17 protein-coding genes are annotated in these 19332 nt (G+C 67.4%); 10 read left to right on the top strand and 7 right to left on the bottom strand.

Annotated elements, in window-relative coordinates; genetic code table 11:
- Positions 1 to 28 precede the first annotated feature (28 nt).
- The 3 genes from Q9K01_RS09795 to tsaD are packed head-to-tail and all read right to left on the bottom strand — an operon-like array spanning position 29 to position 3578.
- Complete coding sequence (locus Q9K01_RS09795; protein ID WP_305930067.1) at positions 29 to 1564, bottom strand: lipopolysaccharide biosynthesis protein; 1536 nt, start codon at positions 1562 to 1564, stop codon at positions 29 to 31.
- A 2-nt stretch (positions 1565 to 1566) separates the two neighbouring features.
- Positions 1567 to 2553 (bottom strand): NAD(P)H-dependent glycerol-3-phosphate dehydrogenase, encoded by a 987-nt coding sequence (locus Q9K01_RS09790; protein ID WP_305930066.1) that lies wholly within the window; start codon positions 2551 to 2553, stop codon positions 1567 to 1569.
- Positions 2550 to 3578 (bottom strand): tRNA (adenosine(37)-N6)-threonylcarbamoyltransferase complex transferase subunit TsaD, encoded by a 1029-nt coding sequence (gene tsaD, locus Q9K01_RS09785; protein WP_305930065.1) that lies wholly within the window; start codon positions 3576 to 3578, stop codon positions 2550 to 2552. Before tsaD ends, Q9K01_RS09790 begins: the two co-directional genes overlap by 4 nt.
- A gap of 45 nt (positions 3579 to 3623) precedes the next feature.
- Here tsaD and hemC point away from each other — a divergent pair, with 45 nt between their 5' ends.
- The 3 genes from hemC to Q9K01_RS09770 are packed head-to-tail and all read left to right on the top strand — an operon-like array spanning position 3624 to position 6230.
- Positions 3624 to 4577 (top strand): hydroxymethylbilane synthase, encoded by a 954-nt coding sequence (gene hemC / locus Q9K01_RS09780; RefSeq protein ID WP_305930064.1) that lies wholly within the window; start codon positions 3624 to 3626, stop codon positions 4575 to 4577.
- Positions 4574 to 5302 (top strand): uroporphyrinogen-III synthase, encoded by a 729-nt coding sequence (locus tag Q9K01_RS09775; protein ID WP_305930063.1) that lies wholly within the window; start codon positions 4574 to 4576, stop codon positions 5300 to 5302. Before hemC ends, Q9K01_RS09775 begins: the two co-directional genes overlap by 4 nt.
- A gap of 22 nt (positions 5303 to 5324) precedes the next feature.
- A complete protein-coding gene (locus tag Q9K01_RS09770) occupies positions 5325 to 6230 on the top strand; it encodes an MICOS complex subunit MIC60 (RefSeq protein WP_305930062.1) in 906 nt (301 codons plus the stop codon).
- Positions 6231 to 6239: 9 nt separating this feature from the next.
- On the opposite strand, the gene Q9K01_RS09765 is transcribed toward Q9K01_RS09770, so the two are convergent.
- On the bottom strand, positions 6240 to 7481 hold the full coding sequence (locus tag Q9K01_RS09765; protein WP_305930061.1) for an FAD-dependent monooxygenase: 1242 nt from the start codon (positions 7479 to 7481) through the stop codon (positions 6240 to 6242).
- A 118-nt stretch (positions 7482 to 7599) separates the two neighbouring features.
- On the opposite strand from Q9K01_RS09765, the gene Q9K01_RS09760 reads away from it, so the two are divergent.
- The gene (locus tag Q9K01_RS09760; protein ID WP_305930060.1) at positions 7600 to 9657 is read left to right on the top strand and encodes a protein-disulfide reductase DsbD family protein; all 2058 of its coding nucleotides are present in this window, start codon (positions 7600 to 7602) and stop codon (positions 9655 to 9657) included.
- Between the two features lie 546 nt (positions 9658 to 10203).
- On the opposite strand, the gene Q9K01_RS09755 is transcribed toward Q9K01_RS09760, so the two are convergent.
- The gene (locus Q9K01_RS09755; RefSeq protein ID WP_305930059.1) at positions 10204 to 10716 is read right to left on the bottom strand and encodes a hypothetical protein; all 513 of its coding nucleotides are present in this window, start codon (positions 10714 to 10716) and stop codon (positions 10204 to 10206) included.
- An 85-nt stretch (positions 10717 to 10801) separates the two neighbouring features.
- Positions 10802 to 12997 carry an excinuclease ABC subunit UvrB gene (gene uvrB / locus Q9K01_RS09750; protein WP_305930058.1) on the bottom strand — a complete coding sequence of 732 codons (2196 nt, stop codon included), beginning with the start codon at positions 12995 to 12997 and terminating at the stop codon, positions 10802 to 10804.
- A gap of 144 nt (positions 12998 to 13141) precedes the next feature.
- Between uvrB and Q9K01_RS09745 the strand changes: the two genes are divergently transcribed.
- The 6 genes from Q9K01_RS09745 (at position 13142) to Q9K01_RS09720 (ending at position 18591) form a co-directional block, all read left to right on the top strand.
- Positions 13142 to 13687, top strand: coding sequence for a DUF3617 domain-containing protein (locus Q9K01_RS09745; RefSeq protein ID WP_305930057.1), 546 nt, complete (start codon positions 13142 to 13144; stop codon positions 13685 to 13687).
- A gap of 69 nt (positions 13688 to 13756) precedes the next feature.
- Positions 13757 to 14530, top strand: coding sequence for an esterase/lipase family protein (locus Q9K01_RS09740; RefSeq protein WP_305930056.1), 774 nt, complete (start codon positions 13757 to 13759; stop codon positions 14528 to 14530).
- A 78-nt stretch (positions 14531 to 14608) separates the two neighbouring features.
- Positions 14609 to 16033, top strand: a complete 1425-nt coding sequence (locus Q9K01_RS09735) for a circularly permuted type 2 ATP-grasp protein (RefSeq protein ID WP_305930055.1) — start codon at positions 14609 to 14611, stop codon at positions 16031 to 16033.
- Positions 16033 to 16977: an alpha-E domain-containing protein gene (locus Q9K01_RS09730; protein WP_305930054.1), complete on the top strand. Its 945-nt coding sequence runs from the start codon at positions 16033 to 16035 to the stop codon at positions 16975 to 16977. The genes Q9K01_RS09735 and Q9K01_RS09730 overlap by 1 nt, the downstream gene beginning before the upstream one ends.
- Entirely contained in the window at positions 16977 to 17792 is an 816-nt protein-coding gene (locus Q9K01_RS09725) for a transglutaminase family protein (RefSeq protein WP_305930053.1), read from the top strand. Before Q9K01_RS09730 ends, Q9K01_RS09725 begins: the two co-directional genes overlap by 1 nt.
- A gap of 43 nt (positions 17793 to 17835) precedes the next feature.
- Positions 17836 to 18591: a proteasome-type protease gene (locus tag Q9K01_RS09720; RefSeq protein ID WP_305930052.1), complete on the top strand. Its 756-nt coding sequence runs from the start codon at positions 17836 to 17838 to the stop codon at positions 18589 to 18591.
- Between the two features lie 15 nt (positions 18592 to 18606).
- Here Q9K01_RS09720 and Q9K01_RS09715 read toward each other — a convergent pair whose 3' ends face one another.
- Positions 18607 to 19272 carry an extensin family protein gene (locus Q9K01_RS09715; RefSeq protein ID WP_305930051.1) on the bottom strand — a complete coding sequence of 222 codons (666 nt, stop codon included), beginning with the start codon at positions 19270 to 19272 and terminating at the stop codon, positions 18607 to 18609.
- Between the last annotated feature and the right edge of the window lie 60 nt (positions 19273 to 19332).

Here is a 19332-nt window from a genome sequence, read left to right as displayed (position 1 = left end):
CGCGTCGTGAATGGGCGGTGAACCCGATCTAGTCGGGCACGGAAGCCGGCTTCACCTCGGTTTCGCCGCCCATGTTGCGGCGGAACAGCACGCGGTCCTCGGGGCCGAAGCCGCGGTGCCAGATGACCCAGCCATAGGTCGCGAGGATCGCCGGGATGCCGAACGCGAGTTCCGCCCATTCGGGCAGCAGGGTCGCCAGGTATCCCACAGCCACTGCCGGCGCGGTGGCCCAGACCAGCGCCCAGCGCCAATTGTTCACCCGATGGCCGAGAATGCGCCCCAGCAGCAGCGCCTTGACGAGGCTCGCCAGAGCCAGCGCCAGCATCAGCGCCAGCGCCGCCGCCGCCGCCTTGTAGGGCTCGCCATAGCCGAGCCGCTCGACCAGCATGATCAGCGCGACGGTGAGCGCGGCCTGGAAGCCGATCGTGGCGATCGAGATCCACAGATTGCGGACCCGGGCGACGTAGATCAGCGCCGCCTCGGAGACGACCGCGGTCGCCGCGACGACCTCGGCCGCGAGCAGGAAGGCGAGCGCGCCGGTCCCGCCGACGAAATTGGGCCCGACCAGCCCCATCACCGCTTCGCCGGGCATCCCCAGCGCCAGCGCGATCCCCGCCTGCGCGGCGACGATCCAGAACCCTACCTGGCACACCTGCTGCGCGATGGCGGCGTAGTTCTTCGCCTTGAGGTTCTTGGTGATGACCGGCCCCAGGATCGGCTCGAAGCTGGTCTTGAGCTTCTGCGGCAGGCTGGCGACCTGCTGCGCGACGTAATAGACGCCCACCGCGGCGGGGGCGGCGAACAGTCCGAGGATGAAGATGTCGATCCGGCGCGTGCCCCATTCGATCGCATCGGCGGTGGCCAGCGGGAAGGCGCGCACGGTCAGCCGGGTCATCGCCACCGGGTGCGGGCGCCAGGCGCGCGGCAGACCATAGCAGCGCAGGAAGGTCCACAATCCCGTCGCCAGCCCGGCGTAGACCGAGATCAGATAGGCCAGCGACAGACCGGACTCGCTGGTTTGGGGAATGAAATAGAGCGTGCCCGCCATGATCGAGATGGTCCATGGTTCGACGATCGCGCGAGCGCGGACCGTGGTGGCGATATCGTAGCGATAGGCCTGCGCCGCCAGCACGATCTCGGTGAGCGCATAGGCGGGAATGGCGAGCACGATCAGCCGGTCGAGCTGCGTGAATTGCCCGCTGGGGAACAGCGGCGCCGGTACGAACCAGAAGAACAGCGCGGCGATGGTCGAAAACAACACCGCCAGGAGGATGCCGTCGAACACCAGATTGACCTCGCTGGTCTCGCCCTCGGTCAGCCGCTGGGCGAGGCCACGCTTCTCGCCCATCGAGCACAGCAGCGCGACCAGTTCGACCACCACCAGCGCCGAGGCGAAGCGGCCCAGCGCCTCGGCGCCGTAGAGCCGCCCGGCGATGAACAGGAAAGGCAGCCGGGCCGCGAGCCGCAGCAGGAAGCCGATGAAATTGGTCTGGCCGCCCTTGGCGAGCGCAGCGATATCGCCGCTGCCGTCGCTCGGCGGTGCGGCGGGTGGGGTATAGGCCATGCCTAGTCCGAGCGCTCCGCGCGCAGGGGCCGCGCCAGCAGGTCCGAGACCACTCCGCGCGCCTCGGCGCCCGCGAGCAGCCGAGTGACGGCAGCGACGATCGGCATGGCGATTGCCATGTCGCGCGCCAGCTGTTCGAGCACCGGCGCGGTGTGCGCACCCTCGGCCACGGTCCGGCGATCGCTCATCAGTTCGGCGGCGCTGCGGCCTTCGCCCAGCGCCTTGCCGAGCGAGAAATTGCGGCTCGAGGTGGAGGAACAGGTGAGCACCAGATCGCCCAGCCCGCACAGCCCTGCGAGCGTCTCCGTCTGCGCCCCGCGCGCCTCGCCGAAGCGCAGCATCTCGGCATAGCCGCGCGCGATCAGCGCGGCGCGGGCGTTCTGGCCCAGCGCCAGCCCGTCGACCACTCCGCAGGCGATCGCGAGTACGTTCTTCACTGCGCCGCCGATCTCCGCGCCTGTCACATCCGCGGAGTAATAGGGGCGGAACGCCGGGCGCGCGATCACCGGCGCGATCCGCTCCCACTGCGCCTCGCCGCCGCCGCAGGCCAGCGTGACCGCAGTCGGCAGCCCGGCGGCGACCTCGTGCGCGAAGGTCGGGCCCGACAGCACCGCGATGTGCGAGCGCGGCGCGGCGTCGCGCGCGACATCGTTCATCAGCCGCCCGCTGCCCGCCTCGATCCCCTTTGAACACAGCACCAGATCGGCGGGATGCGCGGGCATGGCATCAAGCACTGCGGCGGTATGCTGCGCCGGGGTCACCACCAGCGCGATATCGAGCGCGGCGATGTCCGCCAGATCGCCGGTCGCGCGGATCGTCGGCGCGAGCGCGGCGTCCGGAAGGTAGAGGGTGTTGCTGCGGCTGGCATTGATTTCCTCGACCAGCTCGCTCTCGCGCGCCCACAGCAGCACTTCGCGCCCGTCGCTCGCCAGCATCTGCGCCAGCGCGGTGCCCCATGCGCCTGCGCCCACGACGCCGACCGGTCTCATGCCTTGACCCCCGCGCCGCGCGCCGGCTCGGCTGTGGGATCGAGAGGCCAGCGCGGCCGCGCGGCGATATCGAGCGGGTCCGACTGCCCCAGGCGTTCGCAGCCCGCCCACGCGATCATCGCGGCATTGTCGGTGCACAGCGCGGGTGGCGGGGCGACGAAGCGCATGGCGCGGGCGTCTGCAAAACGCTCCAGTGCGGTGCGGATCGACCGGTTGGCCGCGACGCCGCCCGCCACCACCAGCGCGGGCAGGGCTTCGCCGGCGGCGCAGGCGATCCGCAAGCGGTCGAGCACGCAATCGAGCGCCGCCTGCTGGAAGCTCGCGGCGATATCCGCCGGCTGGTGTTCGCCGCTTTGCTGCGCGCGCAACACCGCGCTCTTCAGCCCCGCGAAGGAGAAATGCGGCTCGCCGCTGCCGACCAGCGGGCGCGGCAGCGGCACCGCCTGCGGGTCGCCCTGCAGCGCCAGCCGCTCGACCGCAGGGCCACCGGGAAAGCCGAGGCCGAGAATCTTGGCGGTCTTGTCGAAGGCTTCGCCCAGCGCATCGTCGATCGTGGTCGCGAGCCGGCGATAGCGACCGACACCCTCGACGCGCAGGATCTGGCAATGCCCGCCCGAAACCAGCAGCAGCAGATAGGGAAAACCGAGCTCGGGATCGACCAGCCGCGGGCTGAGCGCATGGCCTTCCAGGTGGTTGATCGCGATCAGCGGCGTGTCGCTGGCCATGGCCAGCGCCTTGGCGCTGACCAGACCCACCATCACCCCGCCGATCAGCCCGGGTCCGGCGGTGGCGGCGATCGCGTCGCAATCGGCCAGCGTCTTGCCGGCATCGGCCAGCACGCCCTCGATGATCGGAGCGAGCCGCTCGGCATGCGCGCGCGCCGCGATTTCGGGGACCACGCCGCCATAGGGCGCGTGCTCGGCATCCTGCGAGGCGATCCGCTGGGCGAGGATGCAGCGGTCGGTGGTCACCAACGCTGCCGCGGTTTCGTCGCAGCTCGATTCGATGCCGAGTACCAATCCCATCCCGCTTTCCCTTAGCGCCCCGGCGCGCTAGGGCAAGGCGACGCAATGCCAGAACCTTCCACACCGCCTCCGTTTTCCGACCGTCCGATCCGCTTTGGCACCCGCCGCTCGCCGCTGGCCATGGCGCAGGCGCATGAGACGCGTGCGCGGCTGTGCGCGGCGCATGGCTGGGACGAGGCGGCGATCGAACTGGTGCCGGTGCAGGCGAGCGGCGACAAGATCCGCGACCGACCGCTGGCCGATATCGGCGGCAAGGCGTTGTGGACGCGCGAGCTCGATCAGATGCTGGGCGACGGCACGATCGACGCCGCAGTCCACTCGCTGAAGGACGTCGAGACGATCCGCCCGCCCGAACTGACCATCACCGCCGTGCTCGCGCGCGAGGATCGCGCCGACCGGCTGCTCGGAGCGCGTTCGCTCGCCGCACTTCCGCCGGGGGCGGTGGTGGGGACCAGCGCCCCGCGCCGTGCCGCGCAACTGCTCAACGCCCGCCCCGATTGCAATGTGGTGAACTTTCGCGGCAATGTCGCGACCCGGATGGCCAAGCTGGCGGCGGGCGATGTCGACGCGACCTTCTTGGCCGCGGCGGGCCTGATCCGGCTGGGCGAGGATGCCGTCGGAGTGCGGCTCGACCCTGAAGACTGGTTCCCCGCGCCCGCACAGGCGGCGATCGGGATCGAATGCAGGACCGACGACGCGGCGATGCGCGCCTTGCTCGCGGCAATCGACCATGCGCCGAGCCATGCCGAGGTGTGCGCCGAGCGGGCGCTGCTCGCGGGGCTGGGCGGCTCGTGCCACAGTCCGATCGCGGCGCTGACCGATTGGGATGGCGAGGCGCTTGTTTTGCGCGCCGCGATCTACAGTTCCGACGGCGAAGTGCGGATCGCGGGCGAGACTCGCCTGACCCCCGGCCACGACGAGCCTCCGCGCGCCTTGGCGCGCGAGCTGCTGGAGCGGGCGCCGGCGCTGGTCGCAGGATCCTTCAGCGGACCGGCATGAGCGCGACCCTGTTCGTCTTCCGGCCCCCGCCGGGATGGAGCGCGACCGCCGATGCGGCCCGCGAGCTTGGCTTGCACGTGGCGGGGCAACCGCTCAGCCGGATCGAGACTGTCGGGTGGGCCGCTCCCGATCCCTCCAGCTTCGACGCGATACTGGTCGGCAGCGCCAATGTCTTCCGCCACGGGGGCGAGGGGCTGGCGCAACTGACCCGGCTTCCGGTCTTCGCAGTCGGCGAGACCACTGCGGCGACGGCACGCGCGGCGGGGTTCGCCGTGGAGCGCGTTGGATCAGGCGGGCTCCAGACGTTGCTCGACGGAATGCAGCCGGCCAGGAGTAGATTCTTGCGCCTTTGCGGCGAACGGCGCGTTCCGCTGGCCGCTCCGTCCGGAACCGCGATCGTCGAACGAGTGGTCTATCGCGCGGTCGATCTGCCGGTGGAACGGGAAACGCGCGATCAGCTCGCGAAGGGCGGGGTGGTGGTGCTGCATTCGGGCGAAACTGCACGGCATTTCGTCGCCGAAAGCACCCGACTGGCGATCGATCGCGCCAAGCTGACCCTGGTGCTGATCGGCCCGCGGCTGCTCGAACGGGTGGGCGAGGGATGGCGCGCGGTTCACATCGCTCCCAGCGCCGACGAAAGCGCCTTGCTGGCATCGGCAGAAATTCTGTGCAAGGAACCGAACGGGGCGGATGGTGAGGCGCACAGCGCCGACCAGGCCGACTGACGGGATCGCAACAAAGGCAATTATGAACGAATTCACCTCACAGCGCAGCAAGCGGCCTTCGATGCGGCCGGTGCTTATCGCGGTGCTCATCTCTTTCATCCTGGGCGGATCGATCGTGGGTTACGGCGTCTATCGCTGGACCCGCTCGCAGGAAGAGCCGGTCGAAGCGGTGGTTGCGGATCCGCAGGTCGAGACGGCGGCGACCGGCGTGCCCTCCGAACCCGTGCCTTCGCCCACGACCACCGCTGCCATCGGCCAGACCAACGAGGCGGTCGAGCGCGTGGCCGAGCAGCAGGGCGGAATCGACCAGCGGCTCGCGGCGGCGGAACAGCGGCTGGCGCGGCTCGATATCCAGGCGCAGGCGGCGGCGGGCAATGCCGCGCGCGCCGAGGGCCTGCTGATCGCCTTCGCCGCGCGCCGCGCGATCGAGAAGGGGGCCGAGCTGGGCTTCCTCGCCGATCAGCTGCGGTTGCGGTTCGGCGATGCGCTGCCCAATGCAGTCCGCACCATCATCGCCAATTCGCGCGACCCGGTGACGCTCGACCAGCTGATCGCGCGGCTCGAGGGCATCGCGCCGCGCCTGTCGGAGGGCAATCGCCAGTTCTCGTGGGATCTCATCCGCAACGAATTGTCGCAGCTGTTCGTGGTGCGCCGCGAGACGACGCCTTCGCCGCAGCCCGAAAGAAGGCTCGACCGCGCGCGGCTGTTCATCGAGAGCGGCCGCGTCGAAGCGGCGATCGAGGAAGTCAGCAAACTCCCGGGTGCGGACAATGCCGCCGACTGGATCGCCGATGCGCAGCGCTTCGCCGCGACCCAGCAGGCGCTCGATCTGATCGAAACCTCGGCGGTGCTCGAGCCGCGGATGCTGCGCGACGGGGTCGGCAACCGCATCGAACAGGTCAGCCCGGCGGTCGCGCCCGAGGCGTGATGCTTCGCGTCAGGCGCGCAGCAATTCCGGAAGATCGCCGCTGATCCCGCGCGCCTCGTCCATGAACCAGCGCTTGAGCACCGGCATCCGCTGCACCCCGGCCATTCCCAGCCGCCGCAGCGCGCTCGCCGGCGTGCCCGGCACGCCGAACAGGCGGGTGAGGCCATCGGTAGCCAACGCCACGGTGAAGCTGTCGAGCCCGCGCCAGCGCTCGTAGCGCGCCAGCCCCTGCGCATCGCCAGGCTCAAGCCCCAGCCGCAGGCCCCCGTCGAGCACTTCGACCAGCGCGCCGACATCGCGCAGGCCCAGGTTCAGCCCCTGTCCCGCGATCGGATGGATGCCATGCGCGGCATCGCCGATCAGCGCGAGCCTCGTATCGGTGATAGTCGCGGTGTGATGGAAGCCGAGCGGCCAGGACGCGCGCGGACCGACGGCAGTGATCGCGCCGAAGATGCCGCCCATGCGTTTCTCGACCTCGGCGAGGAAGGCGCGATCGCCCAGCTTGAGCGTGCCGGCGGCGTCTTTCTCGTCCACGGTCCAGACCAGCGCGCTGCGATGCGCGCCATCGGACCCGTCGAGCATGGGCAGCAGCGCGAAGGGGCCGGCGGAATAGAAGATCTCCCAGGCCACATTGCCATGCGGCTTTTCGTGAGTCAGTCCGGCGATCACCGCGCGGTGGTCGTATTGCCATTGCGCAATCGGGATCCCCGCATCCTCGCGCGTGGGCGATGTGCGGCCTTCGGCGGCGACCATCAGGCTGGCCTCGAGCCGGGTTCCATCGGCCAGCGTCGCGCTGACGCCATGCTCGCCGCGGGTGCGGGCGACGACTTCGGCGCGCGAATGCCAGGAGATCAGCGGCTCGTCGCGCGCCGCCTCGAACAGCGCGAGCCGCAATTCGCGGTTGGCGAACATCCGCCCCAGCGTGCCTTCGTGCGGCTCGGGCGCGAAATCGATCCGCCCCGGCTTCATCTGGTCGGTCACCGCGATCGAGGCGATCGCGCAGCCGAAGGGTTCGAGCCGGTCTTCCAGTCCGATGTGGCGGAACAGCCGCCAGCTCGCGGTGCTGATCGCCGAGGCGCGGCCGTCGAAGCCTTCGGCGGTCAGTTCCGCCGGATCGGCGCGGTCGACGACATGGCTCGAGAGCCCCTTGCGCGCGGCAGCCAGCGCGAGCGTCATGCCCACGAGCCCGCCGCCCAGGATGAGCAGGTCGCGCTTGGTGTCTTGCAGTGCGGTGCCGGGCGTATCGGTCATGGCGTTCGTCGTCCCCTCGTTGCGCGGAGCAGTCCCTCGCCCTAGAGGCTGTCGCGTGAGCGAGGCAAGGATGTTGAACGGGTTGCGAAGCCTGCTGGCGCTATTCGCCTGCGCGCTGTTGTTCGCGACCGCCCTCGATGCGCAGGCGCCGCGCGAGAACACGATCCGCGCCGAATTGTTCGCCGACGGGCCCGCTCAGGCGGGCGAGGAATGGACGCTCGCTCTGCACTTCACCCCCGTCGCTGAGGAATGGCACGGCTATTGGCGCAATCCCGGCGATGCGGGCTACGGGATGGAACTGGACTGGCAGCTTCCCCCGGGCTGGGAAGCGGGCGAGCCGCTTTATCCGGTGCCCGAACAGCTGGTGATCTCCGGGCTGATGAACCACATCTACGAAGGGCCCTACACCGTTCTGGTCCCGATCCGGGTGCCCGCGGGAGCGGATATCGATGATCCGCCCGCGATCTCGGTCGAGGCGGACTATCTCGCCTGCACCGATACGATCTGCGTCCCGCAGCAGGCGCGGCTGACGCTCGATCCGTCGGATGCTGCCCGCGATCCGCGCTTCGATCGCTGGCGGGCGGAGATTGCCCCGCTGCTCGACCGCGAGGGCAGCTTTGCAATCGAGAACGACCGCCTGCGGATCGCCATCCCGGTGCCTGCGGCGCTCGAACTGGCCGCGCCGCATGTCTTCGTCGGCGAGCCCGATCTGGTCGACTACACCGCCACTCAGGCCTTCTTTCGCGACGGCGACACTCTGATCGCCGAGGTCCCGCTGGGGCGAGGCGAGGTCCCGGCGACGCTGTCTGGCATCCTGGCCTTCGGAGACGGCGAGGGCGTGCGCTTCACGGCGCAGCCGGGGGCGGTCCCCGCATCGGGAACCGCGCTCGCGCCCGGCGCAGACGAGCTGCCTTCGGTCTGGCTTGCACTGCTCGGGGCGCTGATCGGCGGTCTGCTGCTCAACATCATGCCCTGCGTCTTTCCGATCCTGAGCCTCAAGGCGCTGTCGCTGGCGAAGGCAGGGAGGGCGGAGGGCGCGGCGCGGCGCGATGCGCTGGCCTATACCGCCGGAGTGGTGCTCGCCTGTCTCGCTCTGGGGGCGGCGCTGCTGGCCTTGCGCGCCGCCGGCGAGCAGATCGGCTGGGCGTTCCAGCTGCAGGAACCTGCGGTGCTGGTCGGGCTCCTGGTGCTGGCAGTGGCGATCACGGCCAACTTCGCGGGCGCGTACGAACTGCCCGGGCTGATCATGCGCGGCGGGACGGGCGGGGCGAGCAGCTTTGCTACGGGCCTGCTCGCCGCCTTCGTCGCCACCCCGTGCACCGGACCCTTCATGGCCGCGGCGCTTGGAGCGGCGTTGCTGCTGCCATGGGAGCAGGCGCTGCTGCTGTTCGCCGCGCTGGGGCTGGGGCTGGCGTTTCCCTTCCTGCTGCTTGGCTTCGTCCCGGCGCTCAGAAGCCGATTGCCCAAGCCCGGGCCGTGGATGGACACGTTCCGCAAGGCAATGGCCATTCCGATGGGCCTCACCGCCCTGGCGCTGTTGTGGCTTGCCTGGCGGCTCGGCGGCGCTCTGTTCGGCATAGGAGCGCTGCTCCTGTGCGGCCTGACGCTCGCCGCGCTCGTCTATACGAGTCGGCGGCGGGCGCGCGGAAAAACTAGCGGTTACATATGGCCCGCGCTCGCTCCGCTGCTCGTGGTCTTCGCCTTCTTCGTGTTGCCGGAAAGTGTCTCGCAGCAGCGTAATGACGTCGAATCACTGCTTGATCCTGTGGAATACAGCGACGCTGCTCTCGCGGAGGCTCGCGCCTCGGGTCAGCCGATCTTCCTCTGGTTTACCGCCGACTGGTGCCTGACCTGCAAGGTGAACGAGAGTGTCGCGATCGAGCGCGATGCGACCCAAGAGGCGTTCGAAGCGGCAGGGGTGATCGCCATGCGCGGCGACTGGACGCGGCGGGACGAGGAAATCGCGCGCTTCCTAACGGCACAGGGCGCGGCGGGGGTGCCGCTCTACCTGTGGTACCCGCCCGAGGGAGAGGCACGAACCCTGCCGCAGGTGCTCACACCGGATTTGCTGGTCGATCTGGCGCAGGCTCGGGGCTCGTCGCCCCCGACTGCTCCTGCCCCTGTTGCGGAATCTGATCCGAGTCCTGCTCCCGAACCAGCGCCCGGCACTGGTTGATCAGCTCGCGCGGCAGGCTGCTGGGGTTCAGGATCACGCTGCCCGCACCAGGGACCGTGGCTTCGACCTGCCGCGGACCGGTGAGCACTTCCAGCGCGGGATCCTCGGCGGGCGTGGCGCCGCGCCAGCGCCAGCCTTCGGCGGTCTTCTCGGCATCGACGAACAGCCGCGTGACGTGCGAATTGCCGATCAGCGCGAGGATCGCCTTGGAGTCGGGATCGGCGGCGACGATCCGTTCATAGGCGATCTGCGCGGTATCTCCGCTTTCGACGCAGGCCAGAGCCAGAAGCGGCGGTTCGCCCGGATTGCCGTAGATGATCCGTCCGGGCTCGCGGCTGGCGACCCATCCGGCCTCCTCGGTGTCGGGCGACTGCAGCGGGGCAGACGGGCCTGATCGCTGCTCCAGACCGATCCGCGCGACATAGTCGTCGGCGGCGGGCGGCTTGCACGACAAGAGCGCGAGCAGCGGAAAGGCGGCGACATACAGGACGAGGATGGAGCGCATCGGCGCAGGTATGCGATCACCCTGCCCATGAGCAAGTCCCGTCAGTTGCAGGCGGTCACCACCCGGTCGATTGCCTCGTCTGCAGGCGTGGTGAGGCTTTCGTTTCCGAGCGTGAAAGTCAGCGGTTCGGAGGCCGCTGCGAGGAAGGCGATTGCGGGGTCGTCGGCGGCAATCTCGCCGTTCCAGATCGCGTCGGGCCCGAGCGCACTAGCGGTGCCGGTCACCGCAAATTCGACCGATCGGTCGCCCGAGGCGACCGTGACGGTTTCCTCGGCGCCCTCCTGCGCCGCCGAAAGCCATTGGAAAGCGACCGTCGCATCGTCTTCGTCGAGCGACAAATTGCAGCTGAGCGACACGATGCCTTCCGAATTCGCGGGGCCGAACAGCGCGGTCTGCGGCGCGGGCTTGTAGAACCAGCGATTGCCCTGCAGGTCGGAGACTTGGGAAGCGGGGCTGCTCTGCGCCACGGACGCTGCCGCGTCGCCGCTCTCGCCCGGATCGTCGGCGCAGGCGGCCAGCGCGAGGGGCGCGAGAAAGACCAGAGAATTTCGCAAGGCGCAGTTCCTTTCAAAGAGGCTGCGCTCGAAACGGTGTCTCGCGCGGCGGGTTCCCCCGTTGATGGTTAACCAACTGTAAATGCTAGGGCTTTCCACCCATCTTCTTGTAGGTGGTCTTGCCGTAGCGCATCTTGCGGGTACCCGGCTTGCCTTCGTTCGAACGGCCGACCTGCGGCGCCTTCTTCTCGCCATCTGGGAGACCAAGCTCGTCGTTCTCGAGTCGGCGGATCTCGTCGCGCAGTCGCCCGGCCTCTTCGAACTCCAGATTGGCGGCGGCGTTGCGCATGCGCTTCTCGAGGTCCTCGATATAGCCGCGCAGATTGTGGCCCACCAGATTGTTGACCGCGGGATCGCCGGTGTCGACCGTCACCCCGTCCTGCGCCGCGCTGTGCGCGACGATATCGGCGATGTCGCGCTTGATCGTGGTCGGGGTGATCCCGTGTTCGTCGTTGTAGGCGCGCTGCTTCTCGCGGCGGCGGTCGGTCTCCGCCATGGCGCGCTCCATCGATCCGGTAATGCGATCGGCATAGAGGATCACCCGACCGTCGACATTGCGCGCGGCGCGACCGATGGTCTGGATCAGCGAGGTTTCCGATCGCAGAAAACCCTCCTTGTCGGCATCCAGGATGCACACCAATCCGCATTCGGGGATGTCCAGCCCCTCGCGCAGCAGGTTGATCCCGATCAGCACATCATAAACGCCCAGCCGCAGGTCGCGGATCAGTTCGATCCGCTCCAGCGTCTCGACGTCGGAATGCATGTAGCGGACCCGCACGCCCTGTTCGTGCATGAACTCGGTCAGGTCCTCGGCCATCCGCTTGGTCAGCGTGGTGACCAGCGTGCGATAGCCCTGTTTGGCGGTCTTGAGGCACTGATCGATGCAATCCTGCACCTGGTCCTCGACCGGCCGGATCTCGACCGGGGGATCGATCAAGCCGGTGGGGCGGATGACCTGCTCGGCGAAGACGCCACCGGTCTGCTCCATTTCCCAGGTCCCGGGCGTCGCCGAGACGGCAACGGTCTGCGGGCGCATCGCGTCCCATTCATTGAACCGCAGGGGGCGGTTGTCGATGCAGCTCGGCAGGCGGAAACCGTATTCCGCCAGTGTGATCTTGCGGCGGTGATCGCCCTTGGCCATGGCGCCGACCTGCGGCACCGTCTGGTGGCTTTCATCGACGAACAGCAGTGCGTTTTCGGGGAGATATTCGAACAGCGTGGGCGGCGGTTCGCCGGGCAGGCGACCGGTGAGAAAGCGGCTGTAGTTTTCGATCCCGTTGCAGCTGCCGGTCGCGGCGATCATCTCGAGATCGAAATTGGTCCGCTGCTCGAGCCGCTGCGCTTCGAGCAACTGGCCTTCGGCGTGCAGTTCCTTCAATCGCTCGGTCAGCTCGAAACGGATCGCCTCGGCGGCCTGCTTCATCGTCGGGCCCGGGGTGACATAGTGCGAATTGGCATAGACGCGCACCTTTTCGAGGCTCGCCCCCTTCTTGCCGGTGAGCGGGTCGAATTCGCTGATTTCCTCGATCTCGTCGCCGAAGAAACCGATCCGCCAGGCCATGTCCTCGTAATGCGAGGGGTAGATTTCCAGACTGTCGCCGCGCACCCGGAAATTGCCGCGCGCGAAGGCGACGTCGTTGCGCTTGTACTGCAACGCGACCAGCTTGCGGATCAGCTCGCGCTGGTCGACGCTTTCGCCTTTCTTGAGATCGAAGATCATCGCCGAATAGGTCTCGACCGAGCCGATGCCGTAGAGGCAGGAGACCGATGCGACGATGATCACGTCGTCGCGTTCGAGCAGCGCGCGGGTGGCCGAGTGGCGCATCCGGTCGATCGCCTCGTTCACCGAGCTTTCCTTCTCGATGTAGGTGTCCGAGCGCGGAACGTAGGCTTCGGGCTGGTAATAGTCGTAATAGCTGACGAAATACTCGACCGCATTGTTGGGAAAGAAGCTCTTGAACTCGCCATAGAGCTGCGCCGCGAGGATCTTGTTGGGCGCCAGGATCAGCGCCGGACGCTGTACGCGTTCGATGACCTGCGCCATGGTGTAGGTCTTGCCGCTGCCGGTCACCCCCAGCAGCACCTGCGTCTGCTCGCCATCCTGAACCGAGGCGACGAGTTCCTCGATCGCCGTCGGCTGGTCGCCCGCGGGCTGGTATTGCGAGACCAGCTCGAACTTGCGGCCGGGCATCGATTTCTCGGGCCGCGCTGGTTTGTGGGGTACGAAGTCCCCGGTGGTATCGGGTTCGTCGAGTCCCCGGCGGATTACGAGTTCGGCCATGCGCGCCGATATGGGGGAAGGCAGGTCGCCGATCAACGGGCGCTGAAACCGAGGGCGGCGTGCCGTGGAACAAGGGAAGCTTGGCAAGCGCGGCGTGGGGGTGCAGGTTGCAGGCCCAGCCAATCGGAATTCAGGGAGAGTTTAATGATGCGAACGTCTGTCCTCGCGGCCCCGCTTGCCATTGTCGCACTGATCGGCTGCGGCGAGGCCGAACCCGATGCGCCCGCCGAGGGACTGAACGGCGAATTGAGCACGTCCGATGTGGCCGCGCTTGCGCGCGACGCCGTCCAACCGCAACCGGGGCGCTACCGCGCGGTGATGGAGGTCATCGAGATCGACATCCCCGGCGCACCCGACGGCGCGGGCGACATGATGCGCCAGATGATGGATGGCCAAGCGCGCGAATACTGCCTGACCCAAGCAGACGTCGACAAGGGCTACGAGGAAATGGCCCGCCAGTCGCAGGATGGCGACTGCAGCTTCGAGCGCTTCGAGGTGGATGGCGGGGACATCGATGCCCGGATGGTGTGCACGGGGCAGGGGCCCGGCGCGATCGAGATGGCGATGACCGGAACCGCGACACCGACTTCCTCGGTGATGAACATGACCATGACCGGCAACATGACCGGCATGGGCGAATCCACGCTGCGGATGAAGGCCACGCATGAGCGGGTCGGCGACTGCGGGTAGGAAGCCCGTGAGCCGGGGGAACCGATCTGCCTCATGCGCCATTCATCTGGCATGGCGACATCCGATCCTATGACGGCACCCGGTTCCTTGGACGGCGAGATCGGCAGCGGCTGGAGCAGGGCGGAGCTCTCCCGGCGCTGGGCGCTGGCGAGCGAGCCGTGCCCCGAGGATGTCCGTTCGCCGCGCGTATGGCTGCTGCTGGCCGAGCTTGGATGGGTGTTCGAGCCGATCAAGCGGTTGTTCCGCAATCTCGAGATCACTACCAGCGAACGACCCCGGACAGTCATGCTGCTGCCCGGCTTCGGCGCGCATCCGATCCGGATGCGCTATATGGCGCGGATGCTCGAGAAGGCGGGGCATACGGCCAAGCGCTGGGGCATCGGGTACAATTTCGGAGCCACCGCGAGACGCTTTGCACAAGTCGAGCACCGGCTGCTCGAGCTTTACGAGCGCGCCGGCGAGCCGATCGTGCTGGTCGGCTGGAGCCTGGGCGGGGTGATGGCGCGCGAACTCGCCAAGCTGCACCCCGAGAAGGTCGCCAAGATCGTCACCTTGGGCTCGCCCTTCTCGGGCAGTCCGCGCGCCAACAACGGCTGGCGCGCCTATCAGGCGATCGCCGGACACCGGGTCGACGAACCCGAGATCGATGCCGAACCCGCCGAGAAGCCGCCGGTCGAGACGATCGCCCTGTGGAGTCCGCGCGACGGCGTGGTCCATCCGCGCTGCGCCCGCGGCAAGCTCGGCGAGCGCGATCGCGCCATCGGCGTGCACTGCACGCACATGGGGTTTGTCTATTCCCCCGAAGTCATCGAAACGATTCTCGGGGAACTCGAAGCGATCTGAACCTTTGTTATGGTGACGGGTACGATCGCTGCGGGCTCCCGCCACTCAAGGCTCGGGCGCGGCGTTAATTGGGGAAACATGGCAACAGGCGAATTTTTCGACGAGATGCACAAGCCCGATGGCAGTGTGCGCGATGCCTATGCGGGCTACCAGGCCTGGTATGGCGAGCAGGAAAAATCCTTCCTCAAGCGCAAGCACAGCGACGCCGAAAACGCGTTCCGGCGCACGGGGATCACCTTCAACGTTTATGGCGAGGACGAGGCCGAGGAACGGCTGATCCCGTTCGACATGGTTCCGCGGATCATTACCGCGCATGAGTGGCGCAAGCTGACCAAGGGAATCGAACAGCGCGTCTCCGCGCTCAACGCCTTCATGCACGATCTCTACCACCGGCAGGAAATCATCCGCGCCGGAAGGGTGCCCGAGCATCTGTTCCGCAACAATGCCGCGTGGCTGCCCGACATGGTCGGATTCACGCCGCCTGGCGGGGTCTACACCCACATCGTCGGGATCGATCTGGTCCGCACCGGTCCGGACGAATTCTTCGTCCTCGAGGACAATGCCCGCACGCCCAGCGGGGTCTCCTACATGCTGGAGAACCGCGAAACCATGATGGCGATGTTCCCCGAACTGTTCATGCGGGTGCCGGTGGAGAGCGTCTCCAACTATCCGCGCCGGCTCGCCAAGAGCCTCGCGGCCTGCGCGCCCGATTGCGCCGAAGGCCGACCGGTGGTCGCGGTGCTGACCCCGGGCATCTTCAACTCCGCCTATTTCGAGCACGCTTTCCTCGCCGAACAGATGGGCGCGGAACTGGTCGAGGGGCAGGATCTCAGGGTGGTTGACGGGCGCGTGGCGATGCGCACCACGAGGGGCTACAAGCCGGTCGATGTGATCTATCGCCGGGTCGACGACGAATTCCTCGATCCGCTCAGCTTCAACCCCGACAGCGTGCTGGGCGTGCCGGGCATCATGGACGTCTATCGCGCCGGTCGGGTCACGATCGCCAATGCGCCGGGCACCGGGGTCGCCGACGACAAGGCGATCTATTCCTTCATGCCCGAGATCGTCGAATTCTATACCGGCGAGAAGCCGCTCCTGCCCAATGTCCAGACCTGGCGCTGCTCGGACCCGGACAGTCTGGCCTATGTCCTCGATAATCTCGCCGAGCTGGTGGTCAAGGAAGTCCACGGGTCGGGCGGCTACGGGATGCTGATCGGACCCGCGGCGAGCAAGCGCGAGCTGAGCGATTTCGCCGCCAAGCTGCGGGCCGATCCCGACGGCTATATCGCGCAGCCCACGCTGGCGCTCTCCACCTGTCCGATCTTCACCAATCGCGGGCTTGCACCGCGCCATCTAGATCTGCGCCCCTTCGTGCTGGTGTCGCCCGACAAGGTCGACATCACCCCGGGCGGGCTGACCCGCGTGGCGATGAAGCCGGGTTCACTGGTGGTCAATTCGAGCCAGGGCGGGGGCACCAAGGATACCTGGGTGTTGAAAGACTGATGCTGGGTCGGACCGCCAATTCGCTGTTCTGGATGTTCCGCTATCTGGAACGCGCCGAAAACACTGCGCGCCTGCTCGATGCCGGGCTGCGCATGGCGCTGACCCGCGATTCGGTGAGTGCCGAGGAGGAATGGCGCTCGGTCATCGAAACCGCCGGTCACCGCCGCGGCTACGAGGCCAAGCATGCCACCTACACGGGCATGCAGGCGTGGAACTACATCCTGCGCGACAAGGACAGTTCGGCAAGCGTCCTCAACACCTTCCAGCAGATCCGTTCCAACGCCCGCGAGGCGCGCAGCGCGATCACCAGCGAGGTCTGGGAAGCGGTCAACGACAGCTGGCTGCAGATCAAGGACATGCTCGCACGCCCGGTCGGCGAGCAGCGCGTCGGCGAGGTCCTCACCGCGGTGCGCCGCGCGGGCACGCTGGCGCATGGCGCGGTGCTGGGGTCGATGCTGCGCGAGGAAGGCTTCCACTTCGCTCGCGCTGGCACCTTCATCGAACGCGCCGACAACATCGCGCGCATCATGGACATCAAATACTATCTGCTGCTGCCCTCGCTCTCCTATGTCGGGTCGAGCATGGATACCGGGCAATGGGACATGGTGCTGCGCTCGGTCTCGGGAGACAGCGCCTATCGCTGGCTCAACGCCGGCCAGATCGAGGCGCGCGGCATCGTCAGCTTCCTCGTGCTGGACGAGCGGTTTCCGCGCAGCCTCGCCTATTCGCACGCGGCTTTGCGCGAAAACCTCGCCGCGCTGGCGCGCATCCACGGCGTCGAAGGGCTGAGCAACGAATTGATGCGGGAATCCGACACGCGGCTATCGGATCTCTCGATCGAAGACGTCTTCGACAAGGGGCTGCACCAGTTCCTGACCGATTTCACCGCCGCCAACTCGGCGATCGGCCAGGCGATCGCCCAAGATTACAGGTTCCTTGCCTGATGCGCCTCGAGATCCGCCACACCACCCGCTACCGCTTCTCCGAACCGGTCGTCCACGCGCTCCAGCGCCTGCGGCTGACGCCCAAGGCCACCCAGGGCCAGGAAATCCTCGCCTGGAACATGGAGTTGGAACACGCGCACGAGGAACTGGCCTATGACGATCAGCATCACAACAGGGTGACTCTGGTGGCCGTGGACGGTGGCGCCAGCGAAGTCACGGTGATCTGCAGCGGCGAGGTCGACACCTCGGATCATGCAGGCGTGATCGGGCGTCACGCCGGCCATCTGCCGCTGTGGAGCTTCCGCGGCCAGACCCCGCGGACCAGGCCGGGGCCGACGATGAATGCCTTGGCCGAGAGCGTCCGCGCGCAAGACCAGCAACCGCTCGACATGCTGCACACGCTGTCGGCACGGATCATCGATGCGGTCAGCTACGAGATCGGCACCACGGATGTGAACACCACCGCCGAACAATCGCTCTGCGACGGTCACGGGGTGTGTCAGGATCACGCGCAGATCTTCATCGGTGCGGCGCGCGCGCTCGATATCCCCGCGCGCTATGTCAGCGGCTATCTGATGATGGACGACCGCGTCGAACAGGATGCCACCCACGGCTGGGCCGAGGCCTATGTCGAAGGGCTGGGCTGGGTCGGTTTCGATATCTCCAACGGGATCAGCCCCGACCAGCGCTATGTCCGGGTTGCCACCGGGCGCGATTACCGCGAAGCGGCGCCGATCACCGGTATTACCTTCGGCGGCGCTTCGCAGGAACTGCAGGTCGAGGTCGCCGTGGCCCAGCGCCAGGTTCAGCAATAGCGCCGGGTTCAACTGAACCGCAGATTCAAGCTAGAGAGAATGCATGACGTATTGCGTGGGAATGATCGTCGAAAAGGGTCTCGTCCTGATGAGCGACACTCGCACCAATTCGGGCGTCGACAACATTTCCGTCTTCCGCAAGATGTTCCACTGGCAGGTGCCGGGCGAACGCATCATCACCGTGATGACCGCGGGCAATCTGGCGACCACCCAGGCGGTGGTGAGCCAGCTTGAAGAGCGCACCAAGGAACCCGATCAGCGCGACAATGTGCTGCTGCAATCGCCGACCATGTTCCAGGTGGCGAGCGAGATCGGCAAGCTGGTCCGCGAAACCATCTCCGAACGCCAGCGCGCCAATGGCGAGCGCGGCAAGGGCCGCTTCACCGCCTCGATCATCGTGGCGGGGCAGATCGCCGGGATGGAGCCGCGCCTGTTCATGGTCTATCCCGAGGGCAATTTCATCGAGGCCAGCGCCGACACGCCGTTCTTCCAGATCGGCGAAACCAAATACGGGCGCCCGATCATCCTGCGCGGCTATGATCGCTCGATGAGCATGGAAGATGCGGTCAAGCTGCTGACGGTCTCGTTCGATTCCACGCTCAAGGCCAATCTTTCGGTCGGGCTGCCGCTCGATCTGATGGTGATCGAGCGCGACAAGTTCGAAGTGACGCACCAGCGTCGGATCGCGCATGACGATCCGTATTTCTTGGCGATCTCGACTAGCTGGGGCGACGCCTTGCGCACCGCCTTCCACTCGCTTCCCGATTACAGCTTCTTCAGCGATTACGACGGCGAATAGCCGGGCCTTGCACGGTCACCGGCAGAAGCTGCCGCGCCCGAGTTCGACATGCAGATGGTCGCGATGCGCTGCGTTGTAGTCGGGTCCGAGGACGGTGCCGAAGCGCTTGCAGGCGCTGCCATGGACCACGCGCAGGAACTCCCGTTCGTCGCGGTCGCGCGACGACCAGCCGTCGATCACGCTGATCCGCCGTCCGTCGGCTAGCACGAATGCCCCGATATCGATCGCTTCGGCGCGGGCGTGCGCCGATAGACGTCCGGTACCGGCGACGTTGCGGCACGAATAGCTGCCCATGGTCTCGATCCGCTCGAGCGGACTGCCGAGCAGCTGGCGCGCGGCGCGATCGACCCCGTAGCGCGCCCAGCCGGCAAAGGTGTTTGCCAGCGGACAGGCGACCGGGCCCAGATTGGAGAGCGCGAAGCCATCCACATCGCCCTGCAACCGGTCGAGCCTGACGCTGTTGGAAATCTGGCAACCGGCGCCATCGTAGCGATCGGGAAGGGGGGAATAGAGCGATCCTGCGCGCGCCAGATCCGCGAGGCATTGGGCGCCTTCGGGGCGGATCGACACCGCGGGCCTGGTCGCACCGCTTACGCCGGGCCGGTCGGGTTCACGCGACTGAGGCACTGCGGAACAACCGCCGAGTGCGATGATCGCAAGGAAGCAGAAGAACGACCGCATGGGCGCGGTTTACCGCAATCATGCTTAACCAATGCCTAAGGCGCAGCGACCCGCCCGTGC

The organism is Qipengyuania benthica (assembly GCF_030717865.1).
GTDB classification, from domain to species: Bacteria; Pseudomonadota; Alphaproteobacteria; order Sphingomonadales; family Sphingomonadaceae; genus Qipengyuania; species Qipengyuania benthica.
This window is presented reverse-complemented; position numbering and strand designations above follow the sequence as displayed.

Excerpts from the sequence above, each read along its gene's own strand:
- Q9K01_RS09795 (WP_305930067.1), bottom strand. The coding sequence starts at position 1,564 with ATGGCCTATACCCCACCCGCCGCACCGCCGAGCGACGGCAGCGGCGAT.
- Q9K01_RS09790 (WP_305930066.1), bottom strand. The coding sequence starts at position 2,553 with ATGAGACCGGTCGGCGTCGTGGGCGCAGGCGCATGGGGCACCGCGCTG.
- tsaD (WP_305930065.1), bottom strand. The coding sequence starts at position 3,578 with ATGGGATTGGTACTCGGCATCGAATCGAGCTGCGACGAAACCGCGGCA.
- hemC (WP_305930064.1), top strand. The coding sequence starts at position 3,624 with ATGCCAGAACCTTCCACACCGCCTCCGTTTTCCGACCGTCCGATCCGC.
- Q9K01_RS09775 (WP_305930063.1), top strand. The coding sequence starts at position 4,574 with ATGAGCGCGACCCTGTTCGTCTTCCGGCCCCCGCCGGGATGGAGCGCG.
- Q9K01_RS09770 (WP_305930062.1), top strand. The coding sequence starts at position 5,325 with ATGAACGAATTCACCTCACAGCGCAGCAAGCGGCCTTCGATGCGGCCG.
- Q9K01_RS09765 (WP_305930061.1), bottom strand. The coding sequence starts at position 7,481 with ATGACCGATACGCCCGGCACCGCACTGCAAGACACCAAGCGCGACCTG.
- uvrB (WP_305930058.1), bottom strand. The coding sequence starts at position 12,997 with ATGGCCGAACTCGTAATCCGCCGGGGACTCGACGAACCCGATACCACC.
- Q9K01_RS09745 (WP_305930057.1), top strand. The coding sequence starts at position 13,142 with ATGATGCGAACGTCTGTCCTCGCGGCCCCGCTTGCCATTGTCGCACTG.
- Q9K01_RS09740 (WP_305930056.1), top strand. The coding sequence starts at position 13,757 with ATGACGGCACCCGGTTCCTTGGACGGCGAGATCGGCAGCGGCTGGAGC.
- Q9K01_RS09735 (WP_305930055.1), top strand. The coding sequence starts at position 14,609 with ATGGCAACAGGCGAATTTTTCGACGAGATGCACAAGCCCGATGGCAGT.
- Q9K01_RS09730 (WP_305930054.1), top strand. The coding sequence starts at position 16,033 with ATGCTGGGTCGGACCGCCAATTCGCTGTTCTGGATGTTCCGCTATCTG.
- Q9K01_RS09725 (WP_305930053.1), top strand. The coding sequence starts at position 16,977 with ATGCGCCTCGAGATCCGCCACACCACCCGCTACCGCTTCTCCGAACCG.
- Q9K01_RS09720 (WP_305930052.1), top strand. The coding sequence starts at position 17,836 with ATGACGTATTGCGTGGGAATGATCGTCGAAAAGGGTCTCGTCCTGATG.
- Q9K01_RS09715 (WP_305930051.1), bottom strand. The coding sequence starts at position 19,272 with ATGCGGTCGTTCTTCTGCTTCCTTGCGATCATCGCACTCGGCGGTTGT.